Origin of the sequence: Roseibium polysiphoniae (assembly GCF_014842925.1) — a bacterium.
Taxonomy (GTDB): domain Bacteria; phylum Pseudomonadota; class Alphaproteobacteria; order Rhizobiales; family Stappiaceae; genus Roseibium; species Roseibium polysiphoniae.
This window is the reverse complement of record NZ_JACYXJ010000007.1, coordinates 134733-149443: the sequence shown is the minus strand read 5'-3', so window position 1 is coordinate 149443 and position 14711 is coordinate 134733. Positions and strand designations below refer to the sequence as shown.

Here is a 14711-nt window from a genome sequence, read left to right as displayed (position 1 = left end):
CTGCCATGGCGATCCGGCATGTGTCTGCACAAATTTCGGCGTTGGAAAAGAAGCGGTAAAAGCGGGCCACGATGTTTTAAAGGTACTTCACTTCGGTCAGGTTTTATGCCGCCACTTCCAACACGATCAGCTTCTCGATAGGGTAGCATACCGTCCCACACAACAATACAGGGCCCCCATGAACATCGACCTACTGCGCCGACTTTGCGAGACGCCTGGAGTTCCAGGTCACGAACATCGCGTACGCGAACTGATCCTGTCCGAAATCGAGGGCCTCTTTGACGAGGTTACTGTGGATCCGATGGGGTCGCTCTTGTGCAAGCGAAACCCACGCAAAACCACCAAGAAAAAAGAGCCGCCCAAGAAGGTCATGCTGCTCTGTCATATGGATGAGATCGGTTTTCTGGTGTCCCACGTGACCGAAAAGGGGTTCCTCCATGTGCAGCCGGTCGGTGGCTTCGATCCGAGGAACCTTTTTTCAAGGCGCGTTCTCGTCTCAACTGACGACGGTGACTACAAGGGTGTGATGAATCCAGGTGGCCGGCCAATTCATATTTCCTCCCCTGAAGAACGAAAGAAGATCCCAGAGCCGGCAGATTTCGTCGTGGACTTGGGGATGGGAGAAGAAGCCCAGGAAAAAATCAGCATTGGCGACATGGTGACCATGGATGAGCCGCTGATCGAAATGGGCGACAAGATCGTTTCCAAGGCATTGGACAACCGCATTGCGTGCTGGCTCGGTATCGAGGCCGTTAGGGCGCTTGGTAACTCAAAGCACGCCTGCGAAATCCATGTGGCGTTCACTTGTCAGGAGGAGGTTGGTTTGCGCGGTGCTCGGACCGCTGCATTCGCGATCAAGCCGGACATCGGCTTTGGCGTCGACACGACGCTTGCCTGCGACACGCCTGGTGTGCCGGAGCAGGATCGGACCACAGTTCAGGGCAAAGGCTTTGGTCTTCACGTCAAGGATTCGAGCTTCATTGCCGATCGGGATCTGGTCAAGGAAGTCGAGGCGCTGGCTGTTAAGGCAAAAATCCCGTTCCAGCGCACGATGCTCAAGGCTGGAGGTCAGGATGGAGCTGCGGCGCAGCAGGCCGCTGCGGGCGCAAAGGCCGTCGGGATCGTTGTCGGGACAAGGTACATCCACACCGTGACGGAAATGATCCACCGCGACGACCTCAAGGCCGCCTGCGATATCCTCGCGGCTTATCTGAAAAAGGCCTGATTTATCAAGCGATACCGGCGAGCACGTTTCCGACCTGGTCGCCGGTCCCTGCATAAGCGGAGCTGACAGAGGCGCTCTGATAGCTGGCACTCACGTTGCCGAAGTCGGCCTCGATGTTCGACGCACTTGCGGAACGAACTGAAAGACCTGTCGCGCTGTCATAAGACACACGCTCGTAGGAAACGAATTCGGCTGAGATCGTGTTACCGCCAATCTCGGCTTCGATCGTGGTCGTTGAAACTGTGGCGCTCTCGTAGGAGGTCGAAGAGCTGGATGTCGCGCCTTCCTCCATGCCGAGCGCGGATTTCAGACGGCCAGCTGTCTTTTGATAGTCTTCGATCTTGGCCAGCGCATTTCTTTCGCTGTCCTCGTCGTTCTCACCTCTGCCCATCTCCACAGCAGTCTGCAGAGCGGCAATGACGGAGGCATCCTCTTCCGCCTTTTTGGAAGCAGCTTCAAGAGCAGTTAAAGCGGGAGCGGCGTTGTTTTCCTGATCCGAGCCAAGCTGGGCCTTTCCCGATCCTGCCTGGAAGGAGGCCGTGAGGATGCTGGTGCTTTGGGTCGTCGTTTCGATGGAAAGCTGCATGCGAGCCTCGGGCAAAGGGATAGATCTCTCTAAACGTCAGCCTCCGCTCAAATGCTTAAGAACTTGTTAACTCCTTCGGCGGCAGACCGCCGAGCGCTTTCGCCAGAAACCGGCCTGCGATGACCATCCCGCGCTCGTCTATGGTGTGACCCAGGTCGTCGAGAAGGTGGCTCTCGACCGGGATATTTGCCCCGAGCAACGCTTTTGATGCGGCATCAAGGTGATGAGGGGCAACGACGTCATCGTCCTGACCATGGATCAGGAGGACGGGCGCTTGGTTTTGAATGTCAGTAAGCCGGTCCGCGCCGGGCAGAAGGCCTGAGTAAGCGATCAGGGCGGCGGGAGGATGCCGACGGCGGAGGCCAACTTGAAGTGTCAGCATCGCCCCCTGGCTGAAGCCAACGATCGCAAGCTCGTTGTCACTGAGACCGAGCGCGTTGAGCTCCGCATCAATGAAGGCATTGAGCAGCGGGGCGGAGGCCTCTGCGCCGATGCGATACTCTCGTAAATCGCGTTCCTGCAGGGCAAACCATTGACGCCCACCAACCATATCGGACGGGAGGCGCTCTGGCGCGTCCGGCGCTACAAAGGCGGCGTCTGGCAGAACCGCCGACCAGGCGCGGCCGAGATCAATCAGGTCCGCGCCATCGGCGCCGTATCCATGCAGGATGATCACGAGCTGCCGTGCCGGCTTTCCCGAAGCGGGAGATAGGCGCGGTCCATTCAATGCGACTGGCGTCATGAACTTTCAACTTGGATCAAGAAACTGCGATCTATTCGGCCGCTACGAGAGTGGGTGCATTCCAGGCACCACTTTCGATCTCCTCGATTTGTTTGTCGATCTCTTTGATGACGAAGCGCGAGAAGGGCCCCAAATGAACATATAGAGCGAGCATCATCATCACTGGCTTGATTGCGCGGAAGTTGGTGAAAGCCGTTGCGATCAACGTGCGCCAGAAGGGTCCGCGGTAGGTCGTGTTTGTGAAGGTCATCGCCCAGACCAGACGGCCGAACAACCGCAGATCGTGAAAGAGACCCGCGCCGAAAAGTGATCCGTTTGCGCCCTTCATGTTCAGCATCTTTGCCACGTTGCGAACGCGTCCGAAATAAGCCTCTGGACCATAAACCCGATCAATCACGGTTTTGAAATCACGCAGGATCGCGGCTCGATCGCGGCGCGTTTCAAAGTTCAGTCCGGCGGTACACTGGTCACCAGCCTCTGTGTCAGGGTCATCGGTCGCAAAATCCGCGTGCAGCCGCCCTTCTGATGCCAGTCTGCGGGTGAGCTGTGTATTGGGAAGTGCATAGAGCAGACCCGTCATGGCGACAGGTATAGCGGCTTCCTCGATCAGTTCTGAAATCTCTGTTGCAACCTGATCGCTTTCTTCGTCGAAACCGACGATGAACCCAGCCAGCACGAAAATGCCAGCGTCGTAGATCTGGTGAACGCTTTTGGCGATATCGCGACGGGTGTTCTGCTTTTTGCGGGTCGCGACAAGGACCTCTGGGTCCGGGCTCTCAATGCCGATAAAGATGGAGAAGAAGCTTGCAGCCTGAAGCAGCGACAACAACTCCTTGTCATCGGCCAGATTGAGCGATGCTTCGGTAGACATTTCAAAGGGATAGTTCTTGGCCTTTTGCCAAGCGACGAGGTCGGGAAGGAAGCCTTTCACGGCCTTCTTGTTTCCGATCAGATTGTCATCAACAAAATCGACATGTCCACGATATCCGAGTTCATAGAGCCGATCGAGCTCTGCCAGCATTTGTGCATTGGTTTTGGTGCGCGGGCGCCGTCCGTACAATTCGATGATGTCGCAGAATTCGCAAGTGAAGGGGCATCCACGCGAATATTGCACGCCGATCTGCACGTAGTTCTTGAACGTCAGAAGGTCGAAGCGTGGAATCGGGCTCGAGGTAACATCTGCCTTGAATTTCTCTGCGGTAAAACACCCCTCACGTTCGCCAGCCTCCCAGGCCGCGATGAATGCATCGAGAATGCCCTCCGCTTCTCCCAGAACGCGAAAGTCAGCGTCAACGTAGATTTCCGGGCTCGAGGTCGCATCAGGGCCGCCGATAACGACGGGAATGCCTTTGGCCTTGCACGTGCGGATCATGGCGAGCGAGTCTGCCTGTTGGGGCAACATACCGCCGGTCATGACCATATCGGCCCAATCCAGATCTTCGTCCGAAAAGTCCTCTGTGTTTCGATCGACGAGCCGGACGTTCCAGGTTTCTGGCAACATGGCGGCAACCGTAATGAGACCCAACGGGGGGGCAGGATATTTTGCCCCGACCATCTCGCAGGTGGCGCCGTAGTTCCAAAAAGAACCGGCATTGAAGCGCGGGTAAACGAGCAGAACATTGCAAGCAGCGGTCGTCATGATTTCTCCCGAAGGCAAAAAAGGAACAAAAAAAGACCGTTTAAAGATAGCCTACTCAAAAATGTGGGTGGAAAAAGGAAAACCTGACATCAGGGCAAAATAAAAGGGCGGCCAAGCCGCCCTTCCGGATGTGTAAAGTAATCTAACTTTACAGGACTTTCAGGTCTTCGGCCATTGCTCGGCCTCGGCGCCACTCAAGATCGTAGGCCACGAGTTGGCCTTCGCTCAAGGTGTCAATTCCAGACCGGCGAAGCGCCGATATATCGACAAGGATATCTTCCCCGTCTTCCGGTTCGATCGTACCGACACCGCGGCGTATATCGAACCATTTTACATTGCCATGTTGCATGGACTTCAACTTTCCAAATTCAAACTCAACTCATCTTGAACGCTGGAGGGTTACTCCAAATTTTCGACGTCTTGATGACAGATATTATTGTAATAAATGCGCTTGCCCGAATGGCAGAAGCAGCTTTAACCAGCGTTTCGCATATAGTTTAACGTAGAGTTATTGATATGCAGGTCGTCGGTTGAAAACAGGAGAAATGTCTCGATATCGGAATCTACCTCCTGAACAATCTCTAGATAAGTAGTCTTCCGGAGAATACAAGAGTCAGTCTTGCGCGGGCCTTGCGTTTAAATATCAGGCCCACGCGAACGATTTCAAATGTCTTGGGAGGAGGCTAGTTTCTAACCGGCGAGCTCGCCGCGGATGACGTAGCGAAGAAGATCGACCACTTGGGATGACGTTTCGGCAACAGCAAGCGCGGCTGCATCCACCTCTTTCAAAGGATGCGTCAGTGCGGGATCGTGAAGGATTATGAGGGATTTCCCAAGAGCCGCCGCATAGCCGGCATCAAATGCGGCATTCCATTGCTTGTATTTGTCACCGAAGCGAACGACGACAATATCAGCTTTCTCTATAAGCGTGCGCGTGCGGATAGCATTCACTTTCGCGCCTTTGTTATCGTACCAGAACTTCTTTTCCTCATCGCCAAGAATGCGCGCGCCGCAGTCATCGCTGGCGCTGTGGTCAGTGACTGGAGCACTGAATGTCACGGGCAGATTGAGAGCTTCCGTGCCCTCTTTGATTTGCTCACGCCAATCAGTATGGATCTCGCCTGACAGATAGACAGACCAATTCGACATTTCCGTATCCCTTCAAAGGCCTTGTATTTGGAGACGGCAGGCTGCAGGTGATCTTGCGTGTCTGTCAACATAGTTGCACAGGCCGGTATGGCGGTGTCATCGTTGGTCAGACAAAGAGTTGCGACGATTTGAGCTGAGAAACCGCTTGTGGGTTGTGCGGCAGGTATTTACCTGTCTTCTGGCAGCATCTCGCGGGCAAAATCATTGTTCGCGAATGGCGCTGCTTTCCCGCCGTTGGTCACATTTCAGAACTGAAGGATTTAGTCTATGTCAGCGCTTTTGATTGGCGATGAAGCCCCCGATTTCGAGGTCGACACCACGGATGGCGTCATTCGCTTCCATGAAGTGATCGAAGGCTCCTGGGCCGTTCTCTTCTCCCACCCCAAAGATTTCACGCCCGTCTGCACGACGGAACTGGGCATGACTGCAAAACTGAAGGATGACTTCGACGCGCGCGGCGTAAAAGTGTTCGGTGTGTCGGTTGATCCGATCGACGATCATCGCGCTTGGATCGGTGACATCCAGGAAACGCAGGGTGTTGCGCTGAATTTCCCGTTGATCGCCGACCCGAAACGCGAAGTGGCGACGAAATACGGCATGATCCATCCAAATGCCAACGACACGCTGACCGTCAGGTCGCTTTTCGTCATTGGTCCGGACAAGAAGATCAAGCTCAAGATCGAGTATCCGGCGTCGACCGGCCGCAACTTTGACGAAGTGATGCGGGTCATCGACTCCTTGCAGCTCACCGCAAAGCACAAGGTTGCCACTCCGGCGAACTGGAAATCCGGTGAAGACGTAATCATCGTTCCAGCTGTGAGTGATGATGAGGCCAAGGAGAAGTACCCAGAGGGCTGGAAAACCTTGAAGCCTTATCTGCGCATCGTGCCGATGCCGAAATAGATTTCTGATGTAAAGACAAAAACACCCGCGGCAGGCCGCGGGTGTTTCACTCGGAAAGAGCGTCTGCCTGTGGTTTTAGGCAGCGCGAACCTGAGACAGGAACTGGTGCATTGCATCGCGAAGATGGGTGCTCCGCTCATGCAATTGTTCTACAGAGCTGCGCATGTCCGAGCTGAGATCTCCGGTCTTGCTGGCGGAAGAACTCACCTCAGTGATCGACTGAGAAACGCCGAGGGTTCCATCGGCTGCTTCTGTCACGTTGCTCGCAATCTCACTCGTTGCCGCATCTTGTTGTTCCGTCGACACAGCCATCTGCGACGTGCGTTCAGCAATCGAGCGAACCATGTCGGCAACGCTTGCGGTCGCTGAAATGCTGTCGTCGGCCGCTTCACGCATTTCGGAAATCTGACGGTCGATTTCTTCAGTTGCCTTTGACGTTTGCTCAGCGAGCGCCTTGACCTCTGAGGCGACGACCGCGAAGCCCTTGCCTGCGTCACCGGCACGAGCCGCCTCGATCGTCGCGTTCAGCGCCAGCAGGTTGGTCTGCTCAGCGATGTCAGTGATCAAGCTGGTCACATCACCGATCTTTGCGACCACCTGCTGAAGGGTTGCCACGGCCTGATTGGAGCGTTCAACCTCTGTCGATGCGTCATCAGCGAGTTTCGAAGACGCCCGAACCTGTTCGTTGATTTCGCGAATGGACGCCGAGAGTTCCTCGGTCGCGCCAGCGACTGTGTTCACGTTGCCTGTTGCCTGCTCGGCAGCGGCCGAAACAGACATGGCTTGCTGGGTCGTGCCGTTTGCAATGTTGAAGAGTGTTTCCGACTTCTCATTCAAGCTGCCCAGAGACTGAATGATCTCTTCGCTGGCCCCCATCACCGTTGCCTCGAATTCGGCGGCAACACGATCCATCTCAGCCTGTTTTTCGACGTCGGCATTTTCGCGCTGGCGGGCTGAATCAGCTTCTAGGTCACGGTTCTTGATCAAGTTCATGCGGAAGATGCCAAGAGCACCTGCCATGGTTCCGATCTCGTCGGACCGATTGCCGAAGTCAATCTCCTGGGTGGTGTCACCCTTGGCCAGACTGTCAACGATACGATTGAGTTTGCTGAGCGGGCGCGACACCAAAGTGTTGTTGATGAAGCCGAGAATGACCGCAAACGCGACGATAAGAAGGGCACTTGTCAGTGCGATGCTCTTTACGAGCTGAAGTTGCGCATCCTGGGCGCCAAGGAAGTTGCTTTTGCTCGTCTCCAGCGCTTCAGTCAGGCGTACCGAGGTCGTCTCGATGTTTTGCATCAAGGCACGACTTTCTGGCGTCAGCTCCAGTGCGCGGGCCAGATCAACCGTTTCGGGCGTGCGCATGTAGCCGACCTGCTTTTGCACAAACGTGCCGTACCAGGTCGACCATGCGGTCCGCATTTCATCGAGTAGGGCAGCCTCTTGGGGAATGGTGCTCTGAATGTCAGACTTCAGGCTGTCAAAACGACCTGCAATATCTGAAGACAGGTTGGCCGAGCGGTCACGCCAGTCGCGGTCACCAGTGAGCAGAAAGGTCTTCACTGCCAGCGCCTGGTCGTAAATCTCGCTCTTGAGTTCAAGTGACTGTGTGGTCACCGAGCTGACTGTCGATGCCGCATGCACCTGGTCGAGTGCCGAAACGGTTTTGAAGTAGGTCAGGCCACCGGCAATGGCGCCGATCAACGCCAGAATCGAAAAAGCGGCTGCGCCTTTTTTGGTGACGGAGATGTTTCCGAGCATGATGGGGTCTCTCTTCTTGTCAGCTTGCCGGCATGCTGCGGCGTTGCAGCTCGGTGAGGTTGACTTCGACGGTCGCAGAACCGATCGCTTTCGTCTTGGCTTCGTTGGCCAGCGCGAGGTTCAGCTGGGCGCGCCAGATCATGCGATCTTCGTCCCATTCTGCTTCATCGATAAAAATCGCGTCGGGGCTGACGTCGAATGTCTTCTGGAATTTCGCTTCGTCGCCTTGCCAGTAGTCGCCGGTAATGGCGCTCTGTCCGACGTTCAGGCCATTGGCGTCCATGACAAACAGTTCGGTAAACAGCCCGACACTTTCGGCCTGAACGCGAAGTAGGTAAATCGACAGCGGCGCGCTGAGCGTTGCCGAAATCAGCGGCTTGTCATCGTTTTCGCGTTCCGCCCGCCATTGGCCGTCGAGAGCGTCGATCTCATTTTGCTGAAGCGAGCCCCTGAGATCATTCTGGCTTTCGATGGAGAGAGCGACAATCGGGTTGCCTAGCCATGCGCGAACGCTTTCGATGAAAGCTGGATTGATCAGGCTCTCCGGGTCTGGAGCTGGCGGCTGGGCCAGGACCTGATTTGGGGCAAAGGCCGCGAAAAGCGCCAAGGCTGAAGTTGTTTTAAAATGCGTCATCCTGAACACCCTTTGATGTTTTCAGGACGATCATACGTCTTAAATGATTAACGACTGATTTTTGTGCAGTGCAATTTGACTATATTCGGGAATTAACACTGTAAAAAGTGGGTTTCTGACGCAGAAAATAGAATGTAAATGCTGATCGATTTCTTGTTTTGGGCTCTAATTGTCAAATTTACCAATAATACTACTAAGTGCATTCTTGTAATTCGAGAATTTGAAGTTGTAATTCAGTTCTGCCTTTACGCGCGCATTTGAGACCCTTTTGTTTTCTCCGTAGAACGAGCGGGCCATGGGCGTCAGATCCGCAGTCTCGAAGGGAACCTCTGCGGGTGGCGCAACACCGAGCAATTTTGCGGCATAGGTCACCACATCCTGAGGCGGCGCGGGCTCGTCGTCCGTCACGTTGTAGATGCGCGTTTTCGGCTGCTGCATGGCAGCTTCGAGGGCTCCCGCAATATCATCCACATGGATGCGGTTAAACACCTGCCCCGGCTTGATCAGCCGGCGCGCCTTGCCTTTCTTGAAGTTCTCAAACACGTTCCGCCCAGGGCCATAGATGCCAGACAGTCGGAAGATCTGGACGGGAAGCCCATAGGTCTCAGAAAAATTCAGCCAGGCGTTTTCTGCTGCAACACGCTGAACTGAGCGCTTCGACACAGGCTTGCAGGGGGTGTCTTCATCGACCCAGCCCCCATCGTGATTGCCATAGACGCCGACAGTCGAAAGGTAGCCGATCCATTGCGGGTGTCCTGCGGCAATGTCATCGCTATGATGGTGCAAGACGCGGTCACCGGTCTCATCAGGCCCGATTGAGATCAGGACATGAGTTGCCGTCCTGAGAGCCGCGGCGATGGCCTCCGTCGGCTCTTGCCCGTCAAATAGAAACGGCACAATGCCTTCGCTGTTCAGGCGTTCTGCCTTCTCGGCCGACCGCGTGGTTCCGCCGATCCAATCAAAGCGGTCTTTCACCCGCTCGATAAAAGCCTGTGATGAATAGCCGACGCCAAAGACGAATAAGCGCATCAATTCAGCCTCAAAGTTTCAGGTGCGGGCGGCGTATTTCGTAAAGGCAGATGCCCGTGGCCACGGCAAGATTCAGGCTGTCTGCCTGGCCGGCTTGCGGGATCCGGATCAGCGTCTTGCAAGCTGCCGCCATTTCGTCGCTCAGCCCCTGCTGCTCATTCCCCATCACAAGAAGGACGGGTTCGCCATATTCCGGCTCGCGGTAGTCGACGGAACCCTCGAGATGCGTTCCGGCCACGGTTCCAGGCCATCTTTTGAGCAACCCCTTGAACTGAGTGGCGCCAGTCTTGACGACGGGTACGTGGAACAGGGATCCCATTGTTGCGCGCACGGTTTCGACCGCAAACGGATCTGTGCAGTCGTCGATCAGGATCACGCCACTCGCGCCGACTGCATCAGCAGTTCGAATGATAGTGCCGAGATTGCCCGGATCACGCACCCGGTCGAGCGCGATCCAGACGGAAGACGTCCCGGGATCAATGTCCTCAAGCTGATGAAGCTTTTGCTCATAGACACCGACGACCATCTGCGGATTGTCTTTGCGGGTCATCGCGGACATGACGGCCGTATTGACTTCAAGGATCAACGCGCCCTGAGCTTTCGCTGTGGCGGCCGCTTTCTGGGCGATCGGGTTCTCGCGCGCCTCTGGACCCAGGGCGAGATAGCGGACAACCCACCCGGCTTCGAGCGCGTCCGTCACCAGTTTGAGACCCTCGGCTACGAACAACCCGGATTGTGTTCGGTGCTTGCGCTGGGACACCAGCCCCTTGATTTCCTTGACGAGAGGGTTGGAGTGGCTGGTGATCTGTTTCACCGCGCCGATACGCTTTGGCTTGTCGCTCATTGGCTGCTCCACCTCGAAAACAGTGAGGTCGACAGCGCGCGCGCGCTGTTTTCTTCCCGGATCACCAGTTCGCCCGACTCCAGCAAGCCACCCTGTTTGGACAGTGTTTCAGCCATGAGTTCGTGAATGGAAACGAAGCTCGACCGGATGGCATAGGCGGTGAGGATCATGAAGAGCGCGTCTTTGGAAAGTAGCTGCTGCAATTGTTCCAACATGCCAGGAAGGCTGGTGTAAATGTCCCAGACTTCGCCTTTGGGTCCGCGCCCATACTTCGGCGGATCGAGAATGATGCCGTCGTAGGTGTTGCCGCGCCGGACTTCTCGGGCGACAAACTTGGATGCATCTTCGCAGATCCAGCGGATCGGAAGGTCCTCAATGCCGGAAAGACTCTGGTTCTCCCTTGCATAGGTGATCGCCTTCTTGGACGCGTCAACATGGGTCACATGTGCGCCCTCCGTTGCAGGCAGAAGCGATGCCAGTCCGGTGTAGCCAAAGAGGTTGAGAATTTTTGGCTGTTTTTCCGGCGCACGGCGTTTCTCAGCGCGGATCTTTTCCGTAACCCAGTCCCAGTGGGCGGCCTGCTCGGGGAAGACGCCAACATGTCGGAACGACATGAAGCGCCCCACGTAGCTGACGGGCCCGTAGGACATGTTCCAGGTTTCGGCCACGTTGCCGGAAAACTTCCAGCGCCCGGGTCCTTCCTCGTCGGTGTCACCCGTGAAGACCGCATTGGCGCGATCCCAGGCCGACGACTTCAGCTTTGGAGTGCCCATAGCCTGGGGTTCCGGCCGGATGATCGTGTACTGACCATAACGCTCCAGCTTGCGGCCATGCCCCATGTCCAGCAGGCGGTAGTCTTTCCAACCATGCGTTTCCAGGATGACCGGCCAAGTCTGTTTGGGAGGCTGGCCGGGGCGGGGCAAGGCAGTTTCCGTCAAGGTGTCAACTCGGAGGTTTGTTGTTTCATCTCTTGCGAGGCCTTAGTCTTGATAGCTGCGCGGGTCAATCGTGAACCAAACATATGGCGTGCTTCAGGGGATTGTAGAGACAAATGCAAGAGAGCGGGAGCCAGATGCCTGAAACAACACGTGCGTGTTTGGATGCGCTCCCTCCGCAAGCTGCCGGTTCGCTCGAAAGACTGCGGCAGGTGATCCTCCAAACCGTGGAAGATGATCCGGCTATTTCCCAACCAATCGAAACGCTCAAGTGGGGCGAGATTGCCTTTGTACCAACAGCCAAGTCTGGCGGCACGACACTGCGCATTGCTTGGAAAAAGAAGAAGCCGGATTTTGTTGGTCTGTTCTTCCATTGCGGAACGAACGTATCAGAGCAAATAGATCAGTTTGTGCCGAAAGAGTGTGAACTGGACGGGCGTCGAGGGGCCCTGTTCCCTCTGGCCAAGCCGCTTCCAGAAGCAGCCATAAAAATGATCGCTGCACTTGTTCTCACCTACAGACGCCGCTGACCGGTTTTCAGCCGCACCGCCTAAATACTTTGACAAGGCAGTCTTTGTTTGCTGGACTTGATCCCGCGACGGGAGGCCGTCTGTCGCTGAGGGAGGAGAACGGCTGATGGCGATAGCAAGCACTACCGCATCCCATGTGGAGGCGGTGGCATCGACCGTGCACAATAGCGTCAATGCGACGACGTCGGTCGTCGCGGCGTCTTGGCGTCGGTCGATGGTTTACTACGGTCTCGATCCGGCCCGGCGTTCGGCGGCAAATCGGACCACGCACCATGAGCTCGCTTTGGCGCGCGAGGAAAATGGATCTCTCCTGGAGATCGCGCGGCCAAATCTGCAAAGACTGTTTCAAACTGCGGGCAAGGCTGGCTGTTGTGTCGCGCTGACCAATGCTGATGGCCTGATCTTGGAGGCCAACAGCACAGAGGCCGATCGGAGAAACTTCGAGGAGTGGGGCCTGACAGAAGGCGCGCTCTGGAACGAAGCGAACGAAGGCACAAACGGTATCGGGACCTGTCTTGCCGAAAACCGTCCGGTCATCATTTTCCAGAACCAGCATTTTCGCGCGCAAAACACGGCCATGAGCTGCATGGGCGCTCCGATCTACGATCCGTCAGGTGAGATCACTGCGGTTCTTGATATTTCAAGTTGCCGAACTGACCTGACGCATTCCTTCGCACAGGTTCTTGGTTCAGTTGTGACGGATAGCGCGCGCGCCGTGGAAAGCGATCTGTTTCGCTCCGCTTTTCCGCAGGCACGCATCGTTGTGGCGGAAGGGCATGGCGCATCGGGAGTATCTCTCCTCGCCGTAGACGAGGACGACCTGCTCATCGGCGCAACCCGCCTTGCGCGGCGCAACCTTGGGATCACGTCCCGGACCTTGGCCGAGATGCCGAGTCTTGGCGACTTGGTCGGAGGGCGTGTTACTGCCGCGCGCGACCTTGCCCGTGCAGAAAAGACCGAAATTCGCCGTGCCCTCGCGCATTGCAAGGGCAATGTCGCTGCCGCGGCCCGCGACCTGGGCATCAGCAGGGCGACTATGTATCGGCGGATGAACCAGCACGGTCTGCTGTCTGAGCGCTGACTGCGCGTTGTCTCACGTGTGAGACACATATGCGCCTTTGATCGATTGCCGCTTTGCGTCCGCTCGCGGTCTGATGCAAGCTCATTGTATTGCAGATTTCGTGATTTCAGGGCTTTGGGAGGAACTGAGTGAGGTCGATGACGCAGGCAATTCCGAGGTCGAGGCGCATTTGGACAGCGAAACCGACGTTGCGCCGGTCGGCCCTATGTTTGCAGTTCAGACCTATCGTTCTCAAGTCATTGTCGTTGTTTCGTTTCTGCAGCATCTCCGTGTGTAGGCGCTTGCCTTGTTCGGCCAGAGTGTTCAGTCTTGGTTCAACAGCTGGACGACGTCTCTCCAGCGATCTGCGGCTCGAAGGAAAGGTGCCTACAACATGGATATGAGCGGTGAGTACAGAATTGCAGCCCCACGTGAGGCTGTCTGGAAGGCGCTGAACGATCCGGCCGTCTTGAAGGAATGCATTCCAGGTTGCGAAGAGCTGGACATGATCAGCGATACGGAGATGACCGCAGCGGTCACCTCCAAGATCGGACCGGTCAAGGCCAAGTTCAAAGGCTCCGTCAAATTTGAAACCGTCAATGCGCCTGAGAGCTACACCATTGTTGGTGAGGGAAAGGGTGGTGTCGCCGGATTTGCCAAGGGCGGTGCGGATGTGCATTTGGCCGAAGATGGCGGCGACACGATCTTGACCTACACGGCAAAGGCGCAGGTGGGCGGCAAGCTGGCGCAGCTGGGCAGCCGTCTGATTGACTCTACCGCGCGCAAAATGGCTGACGACTTCTTTGGCAAGTTTTCTGAGATGGTGGGCGGCCAGGCTAACGGCGGGATTACTGACGACGAGCTCGACCCAGGTTTGGTTGAAGAAGCCAAATCAATCGCGGCGGAAGACGCTCCTGGTCATGTAGTTGAAGCAATTGAAGAGGTTGAACACGCGATCGAAGAGCGGGTTAATGATGCTGAGGAAAGGGTAGAGGTTGCCGCAGCAAAAGGGCTTTTGGGCGGTCCCTTTGTCTGGGGATTAATCGCGCTTGGCGCGGTGATCGCGATTTTGGCAATTCTGAACTGAGGTTCAGGTTCGCCGACAACGGTTTGGTCTGGCTGCTCCGATAGGAGGGGCCGGGCTGAAATTGAGGGAGAGAGAAATGACGACAGTGTCCATGACATTGAACGGCAAGAAGGTTTCGGCGCCCGTCGAAGACAGAACCTTGCTTGTCCATTATATCCGAGAAGCGCAAGGTCTCACTGGAACCCACGTCGGCTGTGACACGTCCCAGTGCGGCGCCTGTGTTGTCCACGTCAACGGCAAGGCGGTAAAATCCTGCACCATGTTGGCGGTTCAGGCCGGTGACGCTGATGTCACGACGGTTGAAGGCCTGGCAAATGGAGCCGAGCTTCATCCGGTTCAGGCGGCCTTTCGCGAGCATCACGGTCTGCAATGCGGTTTCTGCACGCCGGGCATGATCATGACCGCCGTCGATATGATTGAGCGGCATGGCGCCAGCCTCGATGAAAAGACTGTAAGGCACGAGCTCGAGGGCAACATCTGCCGCTGCACGGGCTATCAGAACATCGTCAAGGCGATCTTGGCCGCATCCGATCAGATGGCTGCGATGAAGACCGCAGCTGAATAAGCGGCGCATCAAACGGCCACAA

The 14711-nt window shown here is 56.1% G+C and carries 17 protein-coding genes; 7 read left to right on the top strand and 10 right to left on the bottom strand.

All coding sequences use genetic code 11. The annotated features are described in order from the left end of the window. Nucleotides 1–178: 178 nt before the first annotated feature. Nucleotides 179–1225 (top strand): M42 family metallopeptidase, encoded by a 1047-nt coding sequence (locus IG617_RS18945; RefSeq protein ID WP_192110815.1) that lies wholly within the window; start codon nt 179–181, stop codon nt 1223–1225. Nucleotides 1226–1229: 4 nt separating this feature from the next. Here IG617_RS18945 and IG617_RS18940 read toward each other — a convergent pair whose 3' ends face one another. The 5 genes from IG617_RS18940 to IG617_RS18920 form a co-directional block, all read right to left on the bottom strand. Then, nucleotides 1230–1811 carry a hypothetical protein gene (locus IG617_RS18940; protein ID WP_192110814.1) on the bottom strand — a complete coding sequence of 194 codons (582 nt, stop codon included), beginning with the start codon at nt 1809–1811 and terminating at the stop codon, nt 1230–1232. Nucleotides 1812–1866: 55 nt separating this feature from the next. Beyond that, nucleotides 1867–2553, bottom strand: coding sequence for an alpha/beta hydrolase (locus tag IG617_RS18935; RefSeq protein ID WP_192110813.1), 687 nt, complete (start codon nt 2551–2553; stop codon nt 1867–1869). Between the two features lie 31 nt (nt 2554–2584). Then, nucleotides 2585–4192, bottom strand: coding sequence for a B12-binding domain-containing radical SAM protein (locus IG617_RS18930; RefSeq protein WP_192110812.1), 1608 nt, complete (start codon nt 4190–4192; stop codon nt 2585–2587). A gap of 148 nt (nt 4193–4340) precedes the next feature. Next, nucleotides 4341–4541 (bottom strand): cold-shock protein, encoded by a 201-nt coding sequence (locus IG617_RS18925; protein ID WP_192110811.1) that lies wholly within the window; start codon nt 4539–4541, stop codon nt 4341–4343. Nucleotides 4542–4882: 341 nt separating this feature from the next. Continuing rightward, nucleotides 4883–5341, bottom strand: coding sequence for a YtoQ family protein (locus IG617_RS18920; protein ID WP_192110810.1), 459 nt, complete (start codon nt 5339–5341; stop codon nt 4883–4885). 267 nt (nt 5342–5608) lie between these two features. On the opposite strand from IG617_RS18920, the gene IG617_RS18915 reads away from it, so the two are divergent. After that, nucleotides 5609–6244 carry a peroxiredoxin gene (locus IG617_RS18915; protein WP_192110809.1) on the top strand — a complete coding sequence of 212 codons (636 nt, stop codon included), beginning with the start codon at nt 5609–5611 and terminating at the stop codon, nt 6242–6244. Between the two features lie 75 nt (nt 6245–6319). Here the strand turns inward: IG617_RS18915 and IG617_RS18910 are convergent, their stop codons facing one another. The 5 genes from IG617_RS18910 to IG617_RS18890 all read right to left on the bottom strand — a co-directional run bounded on the left by IG617_RS18910 (nt 6320) and on the right by IG617_RS18890 (nt 11450). Continuing rightward, entirely contained in the window at nt 6320–8005 is a 1686-nt protein-coding gene (locus IG617_RS18910; RefSeq protein WP_192110808.1) for a methyl-accepting chemotaxis protein, read from the bottom strand. 19 nt (nt 8006–8024) lie between these two features. Then, nucleotides 8025–8639 (bottom strand): hypothetical protein, encoded by a 615-nt coding sequence (locus tag IG617_RS18905; RefSeq protein WP_209008612.1) that lies wholly within the window; start codon nt 8637–8639, stop codon nt 8025–8027. 165 nt (nt 8640–8804) lie between these two features. After that, complete coding sequence (locus IG617_RS18900) at nt 8805–9668, bottom strand: SDR family oxidoreductase (RefSeq protein WP_192110807.1); 864 nt, start codon at nt 9666–9668, stop codon at nt 8805–8807. Between the two features lie 10 nt (nt 9669–9678). Beyond that, nucleotides 9679–10512, bottom strand: coding sequence for a TrmH family RNA methyltransferase (locus tag IG617_RS18895; protein ID WP_192110806.1), 834 nt, complete (start codon nt 10510–10512; stop codon nt 9679–9681). After that, nucleotides 10509–11450: a class I SAM-dependent rRNA methyltransferase gene (locus IG617_RS18890; RefSeq protein ID WP_192110805.1), complete on the bottom strand. Its 942-nt coding sequence runs from the start codon at nt 11448–11450 to the stop codon at nt 10509–10511. The genes IG617_RS18895 and IG617_RS18890 overlap by 4 nt, the downstream gene beginning before the upstream one ends. 134 nt (nt 11451–11584) lie before the next feature. Between IG617_RS18890 and IG617_RS18885 the strand changes: the two genes are divergently transcribed. The 5 genes from IG617_RS18885 to IG617_RS18865 all read left to right on the top strand — a co-directional run bounded on the left by IG617_RS18885 (nt 11585) and on the right by IG617_RS18865 (nt 14689). After that, nucleotides 11585–11977 (top strand): DUF1801 domain-containing protein, encoded by a 393-nt coding sequence (locus IG617_RS18885; RefSeq protein WP_192110804.1) that lies wholly within the window; start codon nt 11585–11587, stop codon nt 11975–11977. A gap of 106 nt (nt 11978–12083) precedes the next feature. Continuing rightward, complete coding sequence (locus IG617_RS18880; protein WP_192110803.1) at nt 12084–13058, top strand: GAF domain-containing protein; 975 nt, start codon at nt 12084–12086, stop codon at nt 13056–13058. Between the two features lie 73 nt (nt 13059–13131). Then, entirely contained in the window at nt 13132–13335 is a 204-nt protein-coding gene (locus tag IG617_RS18875) for a hypothetical protein (protein ID WP_192110802.1), read from the top strand. Nucleotides 13336–13431: 96 nt separating this feature from the next. Then, on the top strand, nt 13432–14124 hold the full coding sequence (locus tag IG617_RS18870) for an SRPBCC family protein (RefSeq protein WP_192110801.1): 693 nt from the start codon (nt 13432–13434) through the stop codon (nt 14122–14124). Nucleotides 14125–14200: 76 nt separating this feature from the next. Beyond that, entirely contained in the window at nt 14201–14689 is a 489-nt protein-coding gene (locus IG617_RS18865) for a (2Fe-2S)-binding protein (RefSeq protein WP_192110800.1), read from the top strand. Nucleotides 14690–14711: the final 22 nt, after the last annotated feature.